The following is an 18,934-nucleotide window of genomic DNA, read 5'->3' as shown; positions in this document are numbered from 1 at the left end:
GTTTCCCTTCGGGGGGGGCCGCGGGGGTGGGCCCCGGGTCGGCCCGCAAACGGCGGCCCGACCCGGGTACTGGTGCGGTCAGGGAGGAACCGGACGCCGGGGGCTGGTCCGGGAAGACGAACCGGATCGAATCCGGTGCGGACGTCCCGGCCGGAGGCGGTCCGCCGACCGATGCCCCTTCCGGAGCCGGAGCCGGAGCGGCGGGTGGGGCGGTCGGCGACGATGCGGGCGAACCCGTACTCGGCGGCGCGACCGTACCGCCGGTGAAGAACCCCCGAGTGCTGGGCGCGGCCGAGGCGTCCGGTGCGTTGGCGTCGGCCTGCGGCTGTCCGCCGGGGCCAGAGCCGGAGCCGTCGGAGCTGGACGGGTGATCAGGACGGGGAGGCCGGGCCGGGTGACCAGGGCGCGTCCGCGGTCGCCGGGTGCGTTGGGGTCCTCGCCGAAGCGGAAGGTTGTCGGCTGCTGCGCGGGGCCGGCGTCGATGCCCTCCTTGCTGAAGCGACCGGTCGGGTCGATGCCTCCGGTGCCGCCGCCCTCCGTGCCGGGGACCTGGCTGGGCCCCTGCGGCGCCGGGGCGCCGGTGCCCATCTGCATGGCGAGGTTTCCGGCGGTCTTCGCAGCGCCGGCGGCGACCGCCATGCCCGCGACGCCGGTGCGGTGGAGGTCGTCGTGGCCGCCGCTGTCGGTCGCCCAGTGGACGAACTTGTAGACGGCGTACGGGCACAGCAGGACCAGCGCCATGATGACGATGCCGGCCATGGCGTCGGACAGGGCGCCGAGCCCGTCCTTGGCGTCGGTCTTGCCGATCGCGGAGACGCCGACGAGGAACACCACGGTCATCAGCAGTTTCGACACGACCAGGGTGGCGGTGGCCTCGATCCAGCCGCGCCGCCAGCGCTTGGCGACCTCCCAGCCGCCGCCGGCACCCGCGAACGCGGCGAGCGCCACCAGGACCAGGACACCGACCTTGCGGGCGACCATCACCGCCCAGTAGAGGAACGCGCCGACCGCACAGCCGACCGCGACGAGCGCGGGGATCGCCCAGCCGAGCGGGAACATCGCCCCGAGCTGGGACACCTTCACCAGGCGCCGGATCGCGTCGTCGACCGAGGTGTTCGCGGCTTTGAACAGCCCGGCCGACAGCGCGTCGACCACGGTGACGGCCACAGCCGTGAAGCTGATCGCGCCGAAGGAGAACAGGACACCGGTCATGGTGCCCCAGGCGGCCTGCGCGAGCGCGCGCTCGTCGCGCCGCCAGGCGGCCAGGATCAGCTGCGCGCAGAACGTGCCGACGGTCAGAATCAGGCCGATCGGCAGGATCAACTGGTAGTTGTCCCGGAACCACGGCGCCGACAGGTCGATGGCGGTGGTCTGGTCGACCGCGCGCGAGGCCAGGTCGACGGCGCCGGCCGCAAGCTCGCCCATGCTCTTGGCGATCCACGCGCCGATGCCGTCGGTGATCGACTTTCCGGGGTTGGAGGCGAAGCTGACCGCGTCGACCACGGTGCAGACCTGGCTCATCAGGGGAATGTCGCAGACGCCCACGAAGGGCACCTCCTTCGTGGTGTCAGGGCGCGACGGACGGCATCACGCCGACCAGGGCACACGGGCGGTCAGGCCGGCACTGGACGGCGAGGGTGACCGAGCGGTCCTCAGCCCCGCCGTGCGGGGCCCCGTTCCAGGAGATCGACTGCCTGCCGGAGACGGTGACGGCATACACGTACGCCTGGGCGATCGCCCCCGGATCGGCCTGCAGCGCCCGGGTGAAGGACTCCGGGAAGTGCGCCTCGGCCGCGCTCGCGGTGGCGAACTGACCGGAGTCGGCCATCCGCCCCCACAGCAGCGGCGATGGCACCAGGCGCTCGACCGAATCGGCGTCCACGTAGCTGCCCTCGGTCGTCAGCCACCGGTGGAGGGAGGCCACCAGCTCGGGCTGCGAGGAGGAACGGGTGTCGTACGACCACAGTGCCACCGCCGCCGCCTTCCCGAACACGATCGGGTCGCGGGTATCCGGCGGCGCCAGCAGTGCCGCTGCCCGGCCGCCAGGCAGCGCCGACGGCGACTGCGGCGCCGAAGCCGCTGTCGAGGGTGAACTCGGCTCGGGGGAAGCATGGTTGGAGGGTGCCCGGTCGTCGCGGGTGAGGTAGGAGAACAGCCCGGCCAGGGCGACGAGAGCCACCAGGGCCACGGTGCCCAGCAGCGCCCGGCGGCGCACGAGGGCGCCGCTGGACAGCCCGTTGCGGGAAGGGGAGGAGAGGGAACGTTTCTGCATGGTCACTTGACCTGGCTGCCAAGCGCGCTGAAGAACGCGACCACGCCGTTGGCCGCGCCGAGCAGCAGAGCGGCACCGGCACTGACGAGCACACCCTTCTTGCCGTTGGCCTCGGCCTGGTGGCCGCCGGAGTGGTGGCCCCAGGCCCACACCCCGGCGCTCACGGCGAGCGCGCCGACGACCGCGATGATGCCGAACAAGTTCAGGCTGCCCATGACCTGCTTGAGCACGGAGAGGCCGGGCAGGCCGCCCTCGTTGGGGGTGATCCCCGGGTCGTAGGCGAGCTGGGTGACCGCGTCGGCCAGGTACGACAAGACGAACTCCAGGAGGGAATGCGGGCACGCAAAGGCGCGCCGAAGGGAAAAGGGGGAGAGGGAGGAGAGAAGCGCCGGTCAGAGGACTCGGCGGGCAGCGAGGATCGCCGGCTGCCAGGAGGCGAGGGTCGAGACCTTGACCACGTCACCGGTCTTGGGCGCGTGCACGACCAGCCCGCCGCCGATGAACATCCCGACGTGCTCCGGAACGGCGGCCGTCCCGCGGGTGAACAGCAGGTCGCCCGGCTTCAGGGCGCCGGCGGAGACGGCCGTGCCCTCGGCGACCTGCGTGTAGGTCGTGCGGGTCAAGGCGACCCCGGCGGCCTTGTAGGCCCCCTGCATGAGCGAGGAGCAGTCGCAGCGGCCCACCGGGTCCGCGCCGTGCGAGTCGGCGCAGGAGCCGCCCCACTGGTAGGGCGTGCCGAGCTGCCCGAGCGCCCAGCGGATCGCGGCCTGCACCTGCGGCGGCGCGTCGGCCGGGATCACGTACCCCTCGGGGAGGGTGCCGGGCGGGATCGTCCCGAAGTTGCTCCCGTCGCCGCCCGTAGTCGAGCAGCCACCGGCAGCCGGCGCACCCGCGGTGGAGGTGGCGCTCGCGGACGGGCTCGTGCCTGGGCCCGGCAGCGCGGTCGAGCCGGCGCCGGGGTCGGTGAGCAGCGGGGCGATGGCCTGCTGGAGCGCCGTCGCCAACGGCTCCCACTTGGCGTAGGCGTCCGGGAAACCGGAGCGCTGCACCGCCTGGGCGGCCTGGGTGACCGTCATCGACTCCCAGCCGGCAACCTGCTTGAGCCCCTCGAAGAACTTCGTCGAGGCGTACACCGGCTGCATGATCTGCGCGGCCGTGCCCCAACCCTGTGAAGGGCGTTGCTGGAACAGCCCCAGCGAGTCCCGGTCCCCGTAGTCGATGTTGCGAAGACCGCTCTCCTGGAGCGCGGTCGCCAGCGCGACGACCTGCCCGCGCACGGGGACGTGCATCGCGATACCGGTGGCCTGAATGACCTGGGCGTTGGGAATCTGCTCGTCCGGCTTCTCCAGCCCGGCCACGCCCGGGCCGCTGAGCGGGCTGGAACCGTTCAGGATCGCCTTGACCTGCTGGGCGACGGCGGAGGTATCCACCGCCTGCGCATCGCCGCCGGGAATGCAAGAGGCGGAGGCGCTCCCGGCGGCGACGACCACGATCGGAAGGGCCAAGACCAGCGGGCCGGCGGCGACGAGGCTCACCAGGGCGCCCGCGGACTTCCTCATCGGCGCCGCCGTTCAGCCGGGTGGGCGGCGGGGGCCGGGCCGTCGAGGCATGGCTGTGCCAGGGCATGCTGCATCGCAGCGGCTCCTCGGGGTTCGTAGGAGACGCGGTGCCGGCCTCTCGTGCGAAGAAGTCGCCGGCACCGCGCCGGTGGTGAAACCGCCTCTCAGGGCGGGCCCGGGTCAGGGGAGTTGGTAGCTCCCGGACGCCGGTCTCGGGTCACGCGCGGCAGCCGGCCGCGCTCGTAATCTCAGCCGGAACACGGGGGTCTCCTGAGGGCGGAAAGAGTGTAGGGGCAGGTCCGCCCGGTACCCCGCTGGACGAGACAACGGGTACCAACACGGGCCACCTCGGGTCGAGTTGACCTCCTGCCCGGTTGGCATGGCGAGACAGTAGACGCGAAGTCCGGCCGCACCAAACAGCCCCTCACCAGGCCGGACCACGCTCACGCCGTCGTTAGGCCCGGCCGGGAATCACGGCTACCGTCCCGGCCATCCCCGCTCCCGGCAGCAGCCGCCGGGCGCCGCCGGAAGCGGGCCCTGCCCTGCCCTGAGAGAGGCCCCCATGAGCAGCTTCACCCTCCACCGAGGCGACGCCCTCACCGTCCTGAAGTCCCTGCCCGACGAGTCCGTGAACGCGGTCATCACCGACCCTCCGTACAACAGCGGCGGGCGCACCAGCTCCGAGCGCACCAGCCGCGACGCCCGCGCCAAGTACGTGACGTCCAACAGCGCCCACGACCTCAAGACCTTCCCCGGCGAGAACCGCGATCAGCGCTCTTACCGCTCCTGGCTCACCGAACTCCTCACCGAGGCGTACCGGGCGAGCACCGAGCACTCGGTGGCGATCGTGTTCTCCGACTGGAGGCAGGAACCCACCACCAGCGACGCGCTCCAGATGGCCGGCTGGACGTGGCAGGGCACCATCCCGTGGATCAAGCCCGCCAGCCGGCCCCGCAAGGGCGGCTTCAAGCAGTCCGCCGAGTTCATCACCTGGGGCGTCAAGGGCACCCTCGACCACAGCCGCGCGATCTACCTGCCCGGCCACTTCATCGCCAGCCAGCCCCGCAAGGACCGGGTCCACATCACCCAGAAGCCGCTGGAGATCATGCAGCAGCTCGTCCAGATCTGCCCCGAAGACGGTGTCGTCCTCGACCCCTTCACCGGCAGCGGCTCCACCGGCGTCGCCGCCCTGCGCGAAGGCCGGCGGTTCCGCGGCATCGAGCTCAGCCTGCACTACGCCGAGATCGCTGAGCAGCGGCTGCGCGCCGAGCTGGCCCCGGACGACCTCGTCCTCGCCGGTCCGGAGGCGTGACATGAGAGCCTCCGGGCGCCGCAAGCACGAAAAGGGCGGCCGGGGCCTCATGCCCCAGCCGCCCTTCTCCGTCCGTCAGGACTCCTCGACCGCCCGCCGGATCAACGGCGTCGCCTTCTCCACGTCCGCCGACGATGTGATCCGCACCTCCAGGTCACCGGTCCCCAGATGCCCGATGCCGCGCACGTCCCGGGTGAAGCCCTCCTCCAGCCTCACCGTGTCCGGGGTCAACCGCAGGTACATCAGCAGGGCCTGGTGACCTGGGCGGAACACGACGGACGCCACGTTCAGCATCCGCCGGTAGGCGACGTAGTGCTTGAGCACCACCACCTCTAGGTCGCTTGCCGCGGTCAGCACCTCGTCCAGTTCGCTGTATAGCTCCAGCAGGCACCCCGGCACCTCCAGCTGCGAGACCTGTGCCGGTATCCGTGCCGCCTCCGGACCGTCATCCCCAGCCCCGGCCGGATCGGCCGGCATCGGCAAGGCGGGGGCGGTGGCACCCGGGACTGTCTCGACCAGCTGCAGCGTCAGCAGGTCCGGGCCGAATACCCGGTAACGCACGAGGTCCACCCGGTGGTCCCGTTGGTGAAGCGAAACGGCGGCCCGGTCGTGGCGCGAGAACTCGGCCGCGACGCAGATAGCGCGGCGCCGCCGCCAGTCGATCGCCTCCGCCACGTCAGCCCCCAGGCGTCTGCGCACCAGGGCCTCGAACTCGTGTCGGTGCGCCAACAGCCAGCTCAGGTAGGACGTCGCCTGCGTGATCACCCCTGCATCCCGGCCGCGCTTGAACTCGATGACGACTGGCACGCCGTTCTCGTCCAGCCCCAGTGTGTCGATCCGACCCTGGTGCCAGGGCCCCGTCGGGTATTCCGATGCCAGGAAGCGCACCCCCAGCATCGGCCCCAGCGCCTCCTCGACTCGGCGCTGCAATTCCTTCTCCCGCGTCACCGTCGAGCCCTGCAGCTCGACGTCTCGGCCATCGACACCCCGTCGGAACACCTTCAGATCGGTCACCCACGCCCCCTTCACGCGACCGTACGGAGAGACCAATCGCGAAGAGGATTGCAGTATTCCTCTTTCCGGTGTCCTCGGCTGCGGGCTGCGCGCTCTCTGATCCGACGTCCAGAGAGCGCCAGTTGACCGCGTCAATCGACCCGCCCCCGGAGACGTCCACGCGCAACTGGACAATGCGGTCCCTGCGACGTCGGGCGGTCTCGTCCGGGTCGTACTGAACCGCATTCCGGGCCTTTCCGAGAAGGCGATCGTCGCGCTGGAGTGCTTCGGTCGCGTCCGCGATGCCTGGATGGGTCTACGGGTATGCAACTCCCGCTGCGAGTGTGACGTCCCTTGTTGCGCGTCAGCTCGCCTGCGGTCTCGGCCGAGCTGTCGACGCGACGGCGGCGGCGACCACGGCGATGACGGCCAAGGCGGTGAAGAGTGCCGGGTACCCGCCGAGGAACGGGACGAGTGCGGAGGTGGCCCAGGGGGCCAGGGCGCCGGCGATGGTGGCCGGGGCGGCGAGCAGAGCGCTGAGGCGGCCGTATGAGGTGGTGCCCCAGCGGTCGGTGACGGCGGTCGCCTGGAGAAGGGTGAGGTTGCCGCGGATGGTTCCTGCCAGGATCGCGATGGCGATGAGGAGCACGGTGGGGCCGGGGACTGCCGCGAGGAGTGCGGTCGTGGCGCCGCTGGCGCTGATGAGGGCGACCGTGCGCACCGTGACGCTGGTGTGGCGGGCGAGGGTGGCGTAGAGGGTTCGTCCGAGGGTCTGGCCGAGGCCGCCGAGCCCGAGTGCCCAGGCGGCGGTGGTGGAACCGACGCCGCGCTCCAGGAGGAGTGGGATGAGGTTGAACACCACGCCGTACATGGCGAAGCCGGAGAGCGTGAACGCCACTGCGGCGAGCAGGAATTGACGTGTGCGAGCCGGATCGTCCGGTGTCGAAGCGGGGTGCTTCGTGGCCGTGTGCGGTCCGGCGGGAGGCCAGGGGTGACGCAGTGCCAGGGCGTGGAGGGGTACGGTGACGGCGGCGAGCGCTGCCGCCAGAACGAGGTAGGTGGTGCGCCAGCCGAACTGGTCGGCGAGGACGGCGGTGATGGGCGCGAAGACGGTGGAGGCGAGGCCGCCGGCCAAGGTGACGGTGGTGAGTGCCCGGACGTGCTGGGGCTGGTGCCAGCGGGTGAGGGCGGCGAAGGCGGGCTGATAGAAGGTGGCGGCCATCGCGGCGCCGGCCAGCAGCCAACTCCCGAAGAACAAGGGTAGGTTCGGAGCGGTGGCGATGCCGATGAGCGCGAGGGCACCGACGACCGAGCCTGTGGTCATCACGGTTCGGGGACCACGCCGGTCGATGATTCGGCCGACCGTGATGCCGACGAGGGCGGAGACGAGCAGGGCTGCGGTGAAGGCGGACGTCGTCTGCGCCGTGGTCCAGCCGGTGTCCGCCGTGATGTGGGGGGTGAGGACTGGGAAGGCGTAGTAGACGATTCCCCAGCTGGTGATCTGGGTGACGCACAGGGCTGGCAGGGCGGCGCGGGGCCGCGACCGGGTGGCTGCTCCGGTAGCGGCCCCGCTCAGGCGGGTGCTGGTCACCGTGAGGTCAGCAACTCTCGGCGGCGGGGGCGGGCGCCCGGAGGCCGATGCTCAGCACCTGCGGTGCGACCGGGACGGAGCAGCAGCCACCGCCGCTCTGGGCGGCGTCGGGCTCGTCGAACAGGCCGGCTCCGCCGCAGACGCCGGTCTCGGGGAGGGTGAGCTCGACCCGGGCGGCGGCCTCGTGGTCGCCGGCGAGGGCGGCGGCAACCGAGCGGACCTGCTCGTAGCCGGTCATCGCGAGGAACGTCGGCGCGCGGCCGTAGGACTTCATGCCGACCAGGTAGACGCCCTCTTCGGGGTGGGCGAGTTCGGTGGCGCCGTGCGGGTAGACGGTGCCGCAGGAGTGCTGGTTGGGGTCGATCAGCGGGGCCAGGGCGGTGGGCGCCTGGAGACGCTCGTCGAGGCCGAGACGGATCTCGGAGAGGAAGGAGAGGTCGGGGCGCAGTCCGGTGAGGACGATGACCTGGTCGACCGGCTCGCTGCGGCGGCCGTCCTCCGCGACCAGGACCAGCTGCTCGCCGTCGGCCTCGACGGCGGCGGTGCGGAAGCCGGTGAGGGCGGTGGCGTGGCCGTCGTCGACGGCCTGCTTGGCGCGCAGGCCGAGCGCGCCGCGGGCGGGGAGCTGGTCGGCCTCGCCGCCGCCGTAGGTCGACCCGTTGATGCCGCGCCGCAGGACCCACACCGCGTGGGTGCCGTCCTCGTCCTTGGCGAGGTCGGCGAGGTAGGCGAGGGCGGTGAAGGCGGAGGCGCCGGTGCCGACGACGGCGGTGCGCTTGCCGGCGAAGCGTGCGCGGACGACGGGGTCGGTCAGGTCGGGGATGCGGTAGGTGATCCGGCCGTCGGCGGCGCGCTCGCCGAGGGCGGGCAGGCCGTTGGCGCCGAGCGGGTTGGGGGTGGACCAGGTGCCGGAGGCGTCCACCACCGCCCGGGCGAGGATCCGCTCCTCGCGGCCGTCGGCGTGCTCGACGTGGACGGTGAAGGGCTGCTCCGCGCGGCCGGAGTCGACGATCCGGTCCCGCCCGGCGCGGGCGACGCCGGTGACGCGGGTGCGGTAGCGGACGCGCTCGCCGAGCGCGTCGGCGAGGGGCTGGAGGTAGAGCGTCGCCCAGTCGCCGCCGGAGGGGTAGACGGCGCCGTCGGGCCGGACCCAGCCGGTGGGGGTGAGCAGCTTCTCGGCGGCGGGGTCGATCACCTCGGCCCAGGGGGAGAAGAGGCGCACGTGCGCCCACTGGCGAACGGCCGCGGCCGCGACGGGGCCGGCCTCCAGGACCAGCGGCTCGATGCCGCGCTCGATCAGGTGGGCGGCGGCGGCCAGCCCGATCGGACCTGCGCCGACGACGATGACGGGCAGGTCGGCGGGGGTGTTCTCGCTCATCGCGGTTCTCCGGGGTCGGGAGCGGAAGGCGGCGGGTGGGGTGGCCCGGCTATGGCGTGGGCCCCGCTCGCTGATTCGACGTTTGTCGATGCGCTTTGAGCTTGCCGCTCGCATCGACAGATGTCAACATAGACGCATGTCGAATCTTGAGCTGATCGAATCGCCGGTCGTCGAATCCGGTGTCGTGCCATGCTGCCCGCCCGTCACCTCGGCGGCACTTTCCGAGGTCGACGCCGTCAGGATGGCCGCGATGTTCAAGGCGCTGTCCGACCCGGTGCGGCTGCGGCTGTTCTCGCGCGTCGCCTCGCACGAGGGCGGCGAGGCCTGCGTGTGCGACATCCAGGACGTCGGTGTCTCCCAGCCCACCGTCTCCCATCACCTCAAGAAGCTTCGTGAGGCCGGCCTGCTGGCCTCCGAGCGGCGCGGCACCTGGGTTTACTACCGGGTCGAGCCCGCGGTTCTCGCGGCGATGGCGAGCCTGCTGTCCACCACGTCGCGCTGAATCGCGCGGACCTCGGCAGGGCAGGGGGCTTTCGTCGGCCCTTATTATCGACTATCGTCGATTATCGATGAATGAGTCGAACTGCACCAGTCCCACCGTCGATGCGGAGGCCGCGCAGACGTACGCGTCCTGGTTCAAGGCGCTCGCCGACCCGACACGGATCCAGCTGCTGCACCTCCTGGCGACCACCCGTAGGCCCATGAGCGTGGGTGAGATCGTCGAGAACTCCTCGGTCGGACAGTCCACCGTCTCCCACCACCTGAAGGTCCTGGCCGGTGTCCGCTTCGTCCTGGCGGAGAAGCAGGGCACCTCGACCCAGTACGAGGTCAACCGCGCTTGCCTGCGCGCCTTCCCCGACGCCGTCCGCACGATCCTCGGCGAGCGCGACCCCTGGGACCCCTGCGACCCCCGTACCTCCTGACCAGCGCGGAGCCGGCCATGCACCACGGCAGCATCACGATCGCGCCGCTCACCGCCGACCATGCCGTACAGGTCCTCGCGATCTACCAGGCCGGCATCGACGGCGGCAACGCCACCTTCGAGACCACCGCCCCGACCTGGGAGCAGTTCGACCGGGCCAAGCCGGCGGGCCACCGCTTCGTCGCCCTCGACGAGACCGGTCGCACGCTGGGCTGGGTGGCGGCGAGCCTGGTCTCCGACCGGTGCGCCTACGCCGGAGTGGTCGAGCACTCGGTCTACGCACACCCGGACGCCCAGGGCCGTGGCGTCGCCGGGCGACTGCTGGGAGCGCTGGTCGCCTCGACGGAGGCCGCCGGGATCTGGACGATCCAGTCCGGCGTCTTCCCGGAGAACGCCGCCAGCCTCGCCGTCCACGCCAAGGCGGGCTTCCGGGTCATCGGCACCCGTGAGCGCATCGGCCGACTCCACGGCATCTGGCGGGACGTCGTGCTGATCGAGCGCCGCAGTCCGACGATCGGCTGACGCTCCGGCAGCCCAATCGGGTGCCGTCAGCGCACGAGGGCGACGATCTCGGCGACGGCCTGGCGTGCGGTGCGGCCGACGCCGATGAGGGTGGCGGAGGCGGGGCCGGTCCAGTCGCCGTAGCCGACCAGGTGGATGCGGGGGTCGGTGGCGGCGCGGGTGCCGATGGTGGCGATCCGGCCGCGTTCGCCGGTGCGCAGGCCGAGCGGGGCGAGGTGGGCGAGCGCCGGGCGGAAGCCGGTGCACCAGATGATGGTGTCCGCGGGCCACACCTCTCCGTCCGGCCAGCGTGGGCCGTCGGGGGTGAGGGCGTCGAACATGCGGTGGTCGGTGAGGAGTCCGGCGGCGCGGGCGGCGCGTACCGGCTCGGTGGCGACGATGTCGCCGAGGTCGGAGATGCGCGGGCCGCCGTCTTGGACGCGGCGGGTGGCGATCTCGAACAGCGCCCGGCCGTCGATCTCGTCGGGGAGGAAGCGGGCCGGTCGGCGGGTGACCCAGCGGACGGCGGCCGCGTGCCCGGTGAGGTCGGCGGCGATCTGGGCGCCGGAGTTGCCGCCGCCGACCACGACGACCCTCCGGCCGGTGAAGTCGGCTGCCCGGTGGTAGCCGCTGGTGTGGAGCCGGCGGCCGGTGAACAGCTCGCGCCCCGGGATGGCGGGGACGAAGGGGCGGGACCAGGAGCCGGTGGCGCTGATCAGTGCCCGCGCGTGCCAGGTGCCGCCGTCGGTGCGGGCGAGAAGGCCCCCGTCGCCGGCGTCCGCCACCGAGGTGACGGTGACCGGCCGGTGGACGGGGAGTTCGTACCGCTTCTCGTACTCGGCCAGGTACTCGACGACGTGCTCGGCGTCCGGCCATTCGGCGCCGGGCCGGCCGGGCATCGGGCGGCCGGGCAGGGAAGAGTACGCGGCGGGGGAGAAGAGGCGCAGGCTCTCCCAGTAGTGCTGCCAGGCCCCGCCCGGTGCCGCCGCCGCGTCGAGGACGGCGAAGTCGAGTCCGGCGCGCCGCAGGTGGTACCCGGCGGCGAGGCCGGCCTGGCCCGCTCCGACGACGAGGACCTGGACGCGCCGGACCCCGCTCACTTCGTCCCGGCCGACGGGGTGCGGCGGTGGGTGAAGAGCAGTGCGACCAGGGCCAGGCCCACGATGCCGCCGATCAGCTGCATGCCGATGAAACCGGGCAGCGAGCCGGGTGCGATCCCGGCGAAGGTGTCGGTGAACGCCCGGCCGATGGAGACGGCCGGGTTGGCGAAGGAGGTGGAGGAGGTGAACCAGTACGCGGCGCCGATGTACGAGGCGACCGCGACGGGGGCGAAGCGAAGCTGTTCGGTCTTCGCGAGGCCGAAGATCAGCAGGATCAGGCCGGCGGTGGCGACCACCTCGCCCAGGAGCAGGTGCCCGGCGGACCGGTCGTGCGTGGACCACTTCACCAGCTGCTCGCCGAACATCGCGTCCGCGAGCACCGCGCCGCCGATCGCGCCCGCGATCTGCGCCGGCACGTACGCCGCGACCTCCCGCGGTCCGAGGCCCTTCGGGTCCTTGCGGCCCGTCCACCACTCGGCCAGGGTCACGACCGGGTTGAAGTGCGCGCCGGAGACGGGGCCGAGCAGGAGGATCAGGACCCCGAGGCCGAAGACGGTGGCGAGGGAGTTGGCGAGCAGTTGCAGCCCGACGTCCGTCGTCAGCTCGGTGGCCTGGATGCCGGATCCGACCACGACCGCCACCAGCGCGGCGGTGCCGACCAGCTCGGCGGCGGCCCGGTTCAGCAGCGGGACCGGGGGCGGTTCGACCGCCGGCGGCTCGTCGGGACCGTCGGTGACCTTCACGGGGACGGTCTCGGCTCTCGCCTCGGCTGTGGTGCTCAAGGACACTCCTCGTACAGGGCGGGGTGGCCGCCGGTGGGGCTGTGGGTCGGGTGGCTCAGCAGGACCGCTTGCGGCCCGCCGCCTCGCGGGCGGTGGCGGCCAACCCGGTGAGGTCTCCGGCCAGGGCTTCCAGGACCTCGGGCCGGACGGAATAGTAGGTGAAGCGTCCGCAGGGTTCGGTGTCCACGAGCCCGGCCTCCCGAAGGATCTTCAGGTGGTTCGACAGGTTGGTCTGTCTGGCCCCGGTCTCCTCCACGAGATGGGTCGTGCACAGTGCCTCGCGAGCGAGAAGCCGGACGATCTGCATCCGCAGGGGGTCGGCCAAGGCCTTCCATGTATCACTATCGACTGACGTCACCATGGGGTGATACGTTACCCGCCGCGGGGCCGCCTGACGAGCCCCCTCCCGGCTGCCACCGGGTTCGCCCCATCTGCCTCTCCGGTCACCGGGCGCGCGACCATCCGAACAACGCTGATCGTGCTCGCCGCGCGCCCGGCCGACGAGCGGGCCGACACTCTCTGATAGAGCTCGCGCCCGTCCGCGACGGACGAGGACACCGCTCCACCGCAAAAGGAAGATCCACTGATGACCACCGCGCCGATAGCTTCCGTGCTCTTCGTCTGCATCCACAACGCCGGCCGCTCCCAGATGGCCGCGGGCTTCCTCTCCCACCTCGCCGGCGACCGCGTCGAGGTTCGATCGGCGGGCTCCATGCCGGGCGACCGGGTCAACCCGTCCGCGGTCGCCGCGATGGCCGAGCTGGGCATCGACATCTCGGACCAGAAGCCGAAGGTGCTGACCACCGAGGCCGTCCAGTCGTCCGACTACGTGATCACCATGGGCTGCGGCGACGCCTGCCCGTACTTCCCCGGCAAGAAGTACCTGGACTGGAAGCTCGACGACCCGGCCGGCCAGGGCGTCGAAGCCGTCCGCCCGATCCGCGACGAGATCAAGGCCCTCATCGAGGGCCTCATCGCCGAGATCGACACCAAGGCCGCAGCAGCCGAGGAGAGCTGATCATCCACATGACCGCCAACGCCCAGCTCGGCGCCGACGTGCGCGACGTCGTCATCATCGGCTCCGGCCCAGCCGGCTACACCGCCGCCCTCTACACCGCCCGAGCCCAGCTCAAGCCGCTGCTCTTCGGCAGCTCGATCTTCGTCGGCGGCTCGCTGACCACGACGACCGAGGTCGAGAACTTCCCCGGCTTCCCCAACGGCGTCGACGGTCCCGACCTGATGACGAACATGCGGGCCCAGGCCGAGAGGTTCGGCGCCGAGATGGTCGACGACGACATCGTCGAGGTCGACCTCACCGGCGACATCAAGCTCCTCACCGACTCCGCCGGCACCGTGCACCGCGCCAAGACGGTGATCGTGGCCACCGGCTCCGGCTACCGCAAGCTCGGCATCCCCCGCGAGGACGAGCTGTCGGGCCGTGGCGTGTCCTGGTGCGCAACCTGCGACGGCTTCTTCTTCCGGGGCAAGGACGTCATCGTGGTCGGCGGCGGCGACACCGCACTGGAGGAGGCGACCTTCCTCACCCGCTTCGCCGCCTCGGTGACCGTCGTCCACCGCCGCGAAAGCCTGCGCGCCTCCAAGGCGATGCAGAGCCGGGCCTTCGCCGACCCGAAGATCACCTTCGCCTGGAACAGCGAGGTCGCCGCGATCCACGGCGACAAGCTCGTCTCCGGGGTGACCCTGCGCGACACCGTCACCGGCGCCGAGCGCGAACTCGCGGCCTCCGGCCTCTTCATCGCGATCGGGCACGATCCGCGCACCGAACTGTTCCTCGGGCAGCTGGAGGTGGACGGCAACGGGTACCTGAAGGTCGACTCGCCCTCGACGAGGACCAGCCTGCCGGGCGTCTTCGGAGCCGGAGACATCGTCGACCACACCTACCGCCAGGCGATCACCGCAGCCGGCTCCGGTTGCGCCGCGGCCCTGGACGCCGAGCGGTACCTCGCCGAGCTGGCCGATGGTAATCGAGGGGACGTCTGCGAAGGCGATGCGGCACTGGCGCTGGTTGGCGACTGAGGTTTCCAGAGTCGGGGCCGGCGGAGTGACAGTCTCGGTCCCGGCCCGCGTCCCTCGGCGGGAGTGGGGCGGAGCTGGACTGGCATCGACGTCGGAGGGCACGGGCGGGGTGGTCGGGCCGACATCGTGCGACCTCTCCAACGTGCCGCGTCGTAGAGCGATCCGGGGCCCTCGGTCGGGTGGGGGCCCCTTCGACTGGGGGAGTTGGAGGTAGGCGGGCAGGGCGTTCTTGGCCGTGTTCACTTCGATGGACCCGCCGATTTAGAGGAGATCTCATTTGGGGAGGCGTCGGGTGCAGATCAGAGCTGCTGCGATGCTGGCGAAGGCGGCGAAGTGGTCGGCCTTTCGTTCGTAGCGGCGGTGGAGTCGGCGGAAGCCGCCGAGCCAGGCCACGGTGCGTTCGATGACCCAGCGGTGCCGGCCGAGACGGTTGGAGGCCTCGATGCCGCGGCGGGCGATGCGGGCGGGGATCTGGCGTCGTCGCAAGTAGGAGCGGATGAAGCGGTGGTCGTAGGCTTTGTCGCCGTGCAGCTTGCCGGGTCTGCGCCGTCTCGGGCCGCGTCGTGAGCGGATCGGCGGGATCGCGTCGACGAGCGGGATCAGGGCCTGGCTGTCGTGGACGTTGGCCCCGGAGATCGCGAGCGACAGGGGTAAACCGGAACGTTCGGTGAGCAGGTGGATCTTCGACCCGTACTTGCCCCGATCGACAGGATTCGGACCCGTCAGCTCCCCCTTTTCAGGGCCGGCATGTTCACCGAGTCGACCGCGCACCTCGACCAGTCCAGCTCGCCGCGCGCGCCGAGCTCGTCCAGGACGACCCTGTGGAGTTTGGCCCACACCCTGGCCCTGCTCCACTCGGTGAACCTCCGGTGGGCAGTCGGTCCGGACGGGCCGAAACAGGGCGGCAGCTGGGCCCAAGTACACCCCGCCGTCGCCACGAACACGATCGCCGCCAGCACCTCCCGGTCACCGTAGCGGCGCCGGCCACCGCCCTGCGGCCGAGTCGGCGCCTCCGGCACCACCAACTGGAACAGCTCCCACAACTCGTCCGGGACGAGACGCTCCACGATCGTCACGCGGGCAGCCTACAAGCCCAAATGAGATGTCTTCTTAGGTGTGAGCGCAGACAGCGAGGCCGCGCTGGTCCGTCCGGGCATCGAAGTAACGGAGCACTCGACCACGCCGAGCGAGATTAGTTCTTAGCCATCTCAGTGCCTCAACCAGGAATATGCTGGGCTATCCTCGTCGTCTAGTATTCCAGGGTGCTTGATTGCGTAGCGTTCCATTGAAGCAACCGCTGCCACTCCCTGCCCGACCGCCTGCCCGACCCGGCGAAGGGAATTAACACGGACATCACCTGCAGCAAATACGCCGGGTAGGCTAGTCTCGAATGGGAGTTTTCCTCCGTAGGGCCTTAGGTAGATGTCGGTCTTTATGTAGCCACTTCTGTCTCGATCAATCTTCAGCTCACCTCGCCGGCGCCCGGATTGATTAGGGCAAAGCCACTTGGTATCCGGTGTCCCGCCGATGAGAATATAGGCAGAGGTCGCAGCTATGGGAAGAGTTCTTGGTGGTGCAGAACTAACGTCCTCCAGTATGACCTTGCTGAGTTGATGGTCGCCTACAAAGCCAGCCACGCGATGAGTCTTGTAAGTCGCTATACGGGCATCCTCGAGGTCTCTCTGAAGACGCAATGACATGCGATTGAATCCGTAGGTTGCGACGACCGATACGCGACTCTCTTTGGAAAATAGCAAGGCGGCCCGCCCGGCGGAATCCCCGCCGCCGAATATTACGACACTATTGTCCTTCTCGTGGTATCGGTCACATGGGAGGGCCGAGTAGTACACGCCGCGGTCCGGAATGTGACTTCCTTTGGCGAGGGGGAGATCTCTGGGTTTCAGTCCGCAGGCAAGTAGGATCATGCCGGCCGAGAGTGGGACGTCCTCGCTGCCTCTCTCGCTAGAAACTTCAATGATATATCGCCCGGGATTTCGCTCATCCTTGCGCAGGCACTGGGCTCTTAGGTCGAGCCGAAAATCCGTCTGGTTGAGAACTCTGATTTGCTGAACGGCAAGCCGTGCAAGTCTGGGGCCAGATATTCCCTGTGGAAATCCAAGGTAATTATCAATAGGGTTGATGGAGGTTGTCGCGGTCCCGCCGAGAAGGTTGCTCTCAATCACCAAAGTGCTGAGCCCCACGTTCACACATGCGGCGAGAGCTGCAGACAGCCCAGCCGGACCTGCGCCGATGATGACGAGATCGTAACGATGGTCCATTCCGTTAGTGGGGCTGCTTATGATATTAAATGCTCTGAGCAGATCCGTCTTTGTTGGATTTATCAATGGATCGCATCCCTTAATTTTGACAGTTGGTTCCGAGGTAGGTTCGGCAACGAAGTCACTCTGGAATCCAGCGCGTTCCAGGGTGCCCCTTATTTCGTTCATTTTGACGGAGTCTGCAGGGCCGGATACCGTCACTTGTGGGTCTTCCGGGCGCCATGAGTTGGCCAGTGAAATTAAGGCCTTCTGTACAGGTAGCGGCTCCTTGCCATCGAGTCCATGAATGGTAATTTTCCCGTCGGCAAGTATCGCAATGGGAATTCCCGCGCGGCGCTCGTGGATTTCTTTGGCGAAATCGCTGAAACTTGGGTCAATTGATTGACTGTCAACAATAATTGCAGTGGCGCGCCCCCCGATTTCTGACTTCTCATCTATTGCATCGAGAGTCTCTTGGTGATTTGCGGTCGCGATCACGTCGATATGGTGATCGGACCACTCGGTCATTTGGTTTGCCAGCTCATGCCGAGCTGCCGGGAGGCGGTGCTCTAGTAATACGACTGGCTTGCTCGGTAGCACGCCAATCACCTCATTGGGCTGGGTTGGTGGATCGCGACCAGCTTGGACCTCTCTTCAGGATGACCCATCATGCTTGATCTGGAAACTCTCGAGCTCAGTTAAAATGCCGCTCCCGTGGGGTGCGGGTGCTTGCGTGACGATCTGTGTTCAGCTATGAGCTGACTGTGCTCGAATGGCATTGTGGAGTTGTTGGTAGGCGGCTCGCATGTCGGCGATGGAGAGAAAATCACACTCAGGTGGGAGTTGGTTTGCGGCGCCCTGTGCTGATGGCAAATGGCCGGATTGTGAAGTATCCGGAGCAGGTTTCGTACCCGGTCGAGGAGTACCTATGGATCACTGGCTGCAACTATCGGCCCACAGTGCGAATTCATTCGTAGGCGATTGTTATTGGAAGGTTCCGGGAACGTCATGCCCGGAACCTTCCATTGGCGCGGTCGGCTACTGGAGCAGCAGGTATGCGACCGCGGCGACGGCGGCGCCGAACGGCGGGGTCACGAGCCAGGCGATGGCGAAGTCGCGGACGGTCTTCTTCTTGATCCTCGACAGGTCCGTCCCCGCCGTACCGGAGATCGCGCCGATGGACACGTGGGTGGTGGACAGCGGAAGCCCTTGGAAGGCGCCGAGGCCTACGAGCGTCGCGGTGGTGAGGTTCGCGGTGAAGCCCTCGACGTGCGACATCGTGATGACGTCGGCGGCCAGGCGGTCGGCGACCTTCTGTCCGACCAGCAGGCCGCCGACGGCCATGGCGATCGTCACCGCGATGAGGAGCCCGGTCGGGGTCAGCCCGGAGATCAGGGCGAAGGAGCCGATCGCCACGATCTTCGGCGCGTCGTTCATCCCGCGCGCGAAGCTGGTCAGCCCGCTGGTGATCCAGTGCGCGACACCGATCACACCGATGCCGTTGGGTGAACCGGCGGTTTCGCCGTGAGCTGCGGTCGGGGCCGGGGAGACGCTCTGTCCGCCGACGGTTGCCGGGGCCGGCTCTCTGACGGCCGGCGCGTCGGCGCGGCGCCGCTCCGGCCCGCGGCCGATGAGGCGGGCGACCGCGGTGAGGAGCGCAGAGCCCGCCCAGGCCACCAGCACGGACAACAGCAGCGGCTGGACGACCTTGGCGAGCAGCACACCCCACTGCACGGCGTCGCTCGCGAACAGTGCGCCCGCCCCGAGGAGTGAGCCGGTCAGCGCGTGTGTGGTCGAGACCGGCAGGCTGCGCCAGGTGGCCAGGGCGACCCACGCGACCGTCCCGGTCAGGACGGCGGCGGCGAACGCCGGAGTCGGGTGGGCCGACACGATGCCCTTGGAGAAGAGGGCCGTCATCTTCGAGGCGAAGTGCAGGGAGACCAGGCAGCCGACCGCCGTGGTGAGTGCGCCCCACGCGATGGCGGTCCGGATTCTGGCCACACCGGCGCCGGCCAGCGTGGCGACGCCTTTCGGTACGTCGTTCGCGCCGTTGGCGGCAGCGAGTGCCAGGACCAGGGCGAGTACGAGGATGTCCATGTTCGGTTCCTTTGGGTTGGCGGTGCCCTTCGGAAAAGACCTCGGCGGCGGGCCCGGACCGGGTCGGTCGGTGCCCGCCGCCGTGAAGGCTGCGGTGGAACGTGGGGCGGGACGCGTCAAGGCGTCGCGCCC

19 protein-coding genes are annotated in these 18,934 nt (G+C 69.8%); 6 read left to right on the top strand and 13 right to left on the bottom strand.

The window, feature by feature from the left end; all coding sequences use genetic code 11:
* Positions 1–78: 78 nt before the first annotated feature.
* The 4 genes from AB0N76_RS13460 to AB0N76_RS13445 form a co-directional block, all read right to left on the bottom strand.
* Positions 79–1,521, bottom strand: a complete 1,443-nt coding sequence (locus AB0N76_RS13460) for an ATP-binding protein (RefSeq protein ID WP_363556439.1) — start codon at positions 1,519–1,521, stop codon at positions 79–81.
* Positions 1,522–1,567: 46 nt separating this feature from the next.
* Entirely contained in the window at positions 1,568–2,272 is a 705-nt protein-coding gene (locus AB0N76_RS13455) for a hypothetical protein (protein WP_363556437.1), read from the bottom strand.
* Positions 2,273–2,274: 2 nt separating this feature from the next.
* Positions 2,275–2,586 (bottom strand): DUF6112 family protein, encoded by a 312-nt coding sequence (locus AB0N76_RS13450; protein ID WP_363556435.1) that lies wholly within the window; start codon positions 2,584–2,586, stop codon positions 2,275–2,277.
* A gap of 78 nt (positions 2,587–2,664) precedes the next feature.
* A complete protein-coding gene (locus tag AB0N76_RS13445) occupies positions 2,665–3,831 on the bottom strand; it encodes an NlpC/P60 family protein (RefSeq protein ID WP_363556433.1) in 1,167 nt (388 codons plus the stop codon).
* A gap of 562 nt (positions 3,832–4,393) precedes the next feature.
* Here AB0N76_RS13445 and AB0N76_RS13440 point away from each other — a divergent pair.
* Positions 4,394–5,143 carry a site-specific DNA-methyltransferase gene (locus AB0N76_RS13440; RefSeq protein WP_363556431.1) on the top strand — a complete coding sequence of 250 codons (750 nt, stop codon included), beginning with the start codon at positions 4,394–4,396 and terminating at the stop codon, positions 5,141–5,143.
* Positions 5,144–5,218: 75 nt separating this feature from the next.
* On the opposite strand, the gene AB0N76_RS13435 is transcribed toward AB0N76_RS13440, so the two are convergent.
* The 3 genes from AB0N76_RS13435 to AB0N76_RS13425 form a co-directional block, all read right to left on the bottom strand.
* On the bottom strand, positions 5,219–6,157 hold the full coding sequence (locus AB0N76_RS13435; RefSeq protein WP_363556429.1) for a DUF5655 domain-containing protein: 939 nt from the start codon (positions 6,155–6,157) through the stop codon (positions 5,219–5,221).
* A 343-nt stretch (positions 6,158–6,500) separates the two neighbouring features.
* The gene (locus AB0N76_RS13430; protein WP_363556427.1) at positions 6,501–7,727 is read right to left on the bottom strand and encodes an MFS transporter; all 1,227 of its coding nucleotides are present in this window, start codon (positions 7,725–7,727) and stop codon (positions 6,501–6,503) included.
* 7 nt (positions 7,728–7,734) lie between these two features.
* Complete coding sequence (locus AB0N76_RS13425) at positions 7,735–9,105, bottom strand: NAD(P)-binding domain-containing protein (protein WP_363556425.1); 1,371 nt, start codon at positions 9,103–9,105, stop codon at positions 7,735–7,737.
* 136 nt (positions 9,106–9,241) lie between these two features.
* Here AB0N76_RS13425 and AB0N76_RS13420 point away from each other — a divergent pair, with 136 nt between their 5' ends.
* The 3 genes from AB0N76_RS13420 to AB0N76_RS13410 all read left to right on the top strand — a co-directional run bounded on the left by AB0N76_RS13420 (position 9,242) and on the right by AB0N76_RS13410 (position 10,549).
* Positions 9,242–9,607, top strand: coding sequence for a metalloregulator ArsR/SmtB family transcription factor (locus tag AB0N76_RS13420; protein WP_363556423.1), 366 nt, complete (start codon positions 9,242–9,244; stop codon positions 9,605–9,607).
* A 67-nt stretch (positions 9,608–9,674) separates the two neighbouring features.
* Positions 9,675–10,028 carry a metalloregulator ArsR/SmtB family transcription factor gene (locus AB0N76_RS13415; RefSeq protein WP_363556421.1) on the top strand — a complete coding sequence of 118 codons (354 nt, stop codon included), beginning with the start codon at positions 9,675–9,677 and terminating at the stop codon, positions 10,026–10,028.
* Positions 10,029–10,045: 17 nt separating this feature from the next.
* Positions 10,046–10,549, top strand: a complete 504-nt coding sequence (locus tag AB0N76_RS13410) for an N-acetyltransferase family protein (RefSeq protein WP_363556419.1) — start codon at positions 10,046–10,048, stop codon at positions 10,547–10,549.
* A gap of 26 nt (positions 10,550–10,575) precedes the next feature.
* Here AB0N76_RS13410 and AB0N76_RS13405 read toward each other — a convergent pair whose 3' ends face one another.
* The 3 genes from AB0N76_RS13405 to AB0N76_RS13395 form a co-directional block, all read right to left on the bottom strand.
* On the bottom strand, positions 10,576–11,628 hold the full coding sequence (locus tag AB0N76_RS13405; protein WP_363556417.1) for an ArsO family NAD(P)H-dependent flavin-containing monooxygenase: 1,053 nt from the start codon (positions 11,626–11,628) through the stop codon (positions 10,576–10,578).
* Positions 11,625–12,371 carry an MIP/aquaporin family protein gene (locus AB0N76_RS13400; protein WP_363556457.1) on the bottom strand — a complete coding sequence of 249 codons (747 nt, stop codon included), beginning with the start codon at positions 12,369–12,371 and terminating at the stop codon, positions 11,625–11,627. The genes AB0N76_RS13405 and AB0N76_RS13400 overlap by 4 nt, the downstream gene beginning before the upstream one ends.
* Before the next feature lie 94 nt (positions 12,372–12,465).
* Positions 12,466–12,771 (bottom strand): metalloregulator ArsR/SmtB family transcription factor, encoded by a 306-nt coding sequence (locus AB0N76_RS13395; RefSeq protein ID WP_363556415.1) that lies wholly within the window; start codon positions 12,769–12,771, stop codon positions 12,466–12,468.
* A gap of 225 nt (positions 12,772–12,996) precedes the next feature.
* Here AB0N76_RS13395 and AB0N76_RS13390 point away from each other — a divergent pair, with 225 nt between their 5' ends.
* A complete protein-coding gene (locus AB0N76_RS13390) occupies positions 12,997–13,428 on the top strand; it encodes an arsenate reductase ArsC (protein ID WP_363556413.1) in 432 nt (143 codons plus the stop codon).
* Between the two features lie 8 nt (positions 13,429–13,436).
* Positions 13,437–14,447 (top strand): thioredoxin-disulfide reductase, encoded by a 1,011-nt coding sequence (gene trxB, locus AB0N76_RS13385; protein WP_363556411.1) that lies wholly within the window; start codon positions 13,437–13,439, stop codon positions 14,445–14,447.
* A gap of 273 nt (positions 14,448–14,720) precedes the next feature.
* Here the strand turns inward: trxB and AB0N76_RS13380 are convergent.
* From AB0N76_RS13380 to AB0N76_RS13370, 3 genes are all read right to left on the bottom strand, one after another.
* Positions 14,721–15,517 (bottom strand): IS5 family transposase gene (locus AB0N76_RS13380; RefSeq protein WP_363556455.1). Its coding sequence is split into 2 segments (ribosomal slippage): positions 14,721–15,172 and positions 15,172–15,517, totalling 798 coding nucleotides; the frame shifts between segments, so codons are not numbered across the junction.
* Positions 15,518–15,655: 138 nt separating this feature from the next.
* Positions 15,656–17,203, bottom strand: a complete 1,548-nt coding sequence (locus AB0N76_RS13375) for an FAD-dependent oxidoreductase (RefSeq protein WP_363556409.1) — start codon at positions 17,201–17,203, stop codon at positions 15,656–15,658.
* Between the two features lie 540 nt (positions 17,204–17,743).
* Complete coding sequence (locus AB0N76_RS13370; RefSeq protein ID WP_363556407.1) at positions 17,744–18,802, bottom strand: inorganic phosphate transporter; 1,059 nt, start codon at positions 18,800–18,802, stop codon at positions 17,744–17,746.
* Positions 18,803–18,934: the final 132 nt, after the last annotated feature.

Source organism: Kitasatospora sp. NPDC093806, assembly GCF_040683335.1.
Lineage (GTDB): Bacteria > Actinomycetota > Actinomycetes > Streptomycetales > Streptomycetaceae > Kitasatospora.
Note: the sequence above shows the minus strand (reverse complement) of the source record. Positions and strands in the feature narration are given on the sequence as shown.

What these genes read in the sequence shown, in the direction of transcription:
- trxB (WP_363556411.1), top strand. Translation starts at nt 13,437, where the DNA reads ATGACCGCCAACGCCCAGCTCGGCGCCGACGTGCGCGACGTCGTCATC.
- AB0N76_RS13425 (WP_363556425.1), bottom strand. Translation starts at nt 9,105, where the DNA reads ATGAGCGAGAACACCCCCGCCGACCTGCCCGTCATCGTCGTCGGCGCA.
- AB0N76_RS13395 (WP_363556415.1), bottom strand. Translation starts at nt 12,771, where the DNA reads ATGGTGACGTCAGTCGATAGTGATACATGGAAGGCCTTGGCCGACCCC.
- AB0N76_RS13455 (WP_363556437.1), bottom strand. Translation starts at nt 2,272, where the DNA reads ATGCAGAAACGTTCCCTCTCCTCCCCTTCCCGCAACGGGCTGTCCAGC.
- AB0N76_RS13370 (WP_363556407.1), bottom strand. Translation starts at nt 18,802, where the DNA reads ATGGACATCCTCGTACTCGCCCTGGTCCTGGCACTCGCTGCCGCCAAC.
- AB0N76_RS13415 (WP_363556421.1), top strand. Translation starts at nt 9,675, where the DNA reads ATGAATGAGTCGAACTGCACCAGTCCCACCGTCGATGCGGAGGCCGCG.
- AB0N76_RS13445 (WP_363556433.1), bottom strand. Translation starts at nt 3,831, where the DNA reads ATGAGGAAGTCCGCGGGCGCCCTGGTGAGCCTCGTCGCCGCCGGCCCG.
- AB0N76_RS13420 (WP_363556423.1), top strand. Translation starts at nt 9,242, where the DNA reads ATGTCGAATCTTGAGCTGATCGAATCGCCGGTCGTCGAATCCGGTGTC.
- AB0N76_RS13460 (WP_363556439.1), bottom strand. Translation starts at nt 1,521, where the DNA reads ATGAGCCAGGTCTGCACCGTGGTCGACGCGGTCAGCTTCGCCTCCAAC.
- AB0N76_RS13390 (WP_363556413.1), top strand. Translation starts at nt 12,997, where the DNA reads ATGACCACCGCGCCGATAGCTTCCGTGCTCTTCGTCTGCATCCACAAC.
- AB0N76_RS13410 (WP_363556419.1), top strand. Translation starts at nt 10,046, where the DNA reads ATGCACCACGGCAGCATCACGATCGCGCCGCTCACCGCCGACCATGCC.
- AB0N76_RS13440 (WP_363556431.1), top strand. Translation starts at nt 4,394, where the DNA reads ATGAGCAGCTTCACCCTCCACCGAGGCGACGCCCTCACCGTCCTGAAG.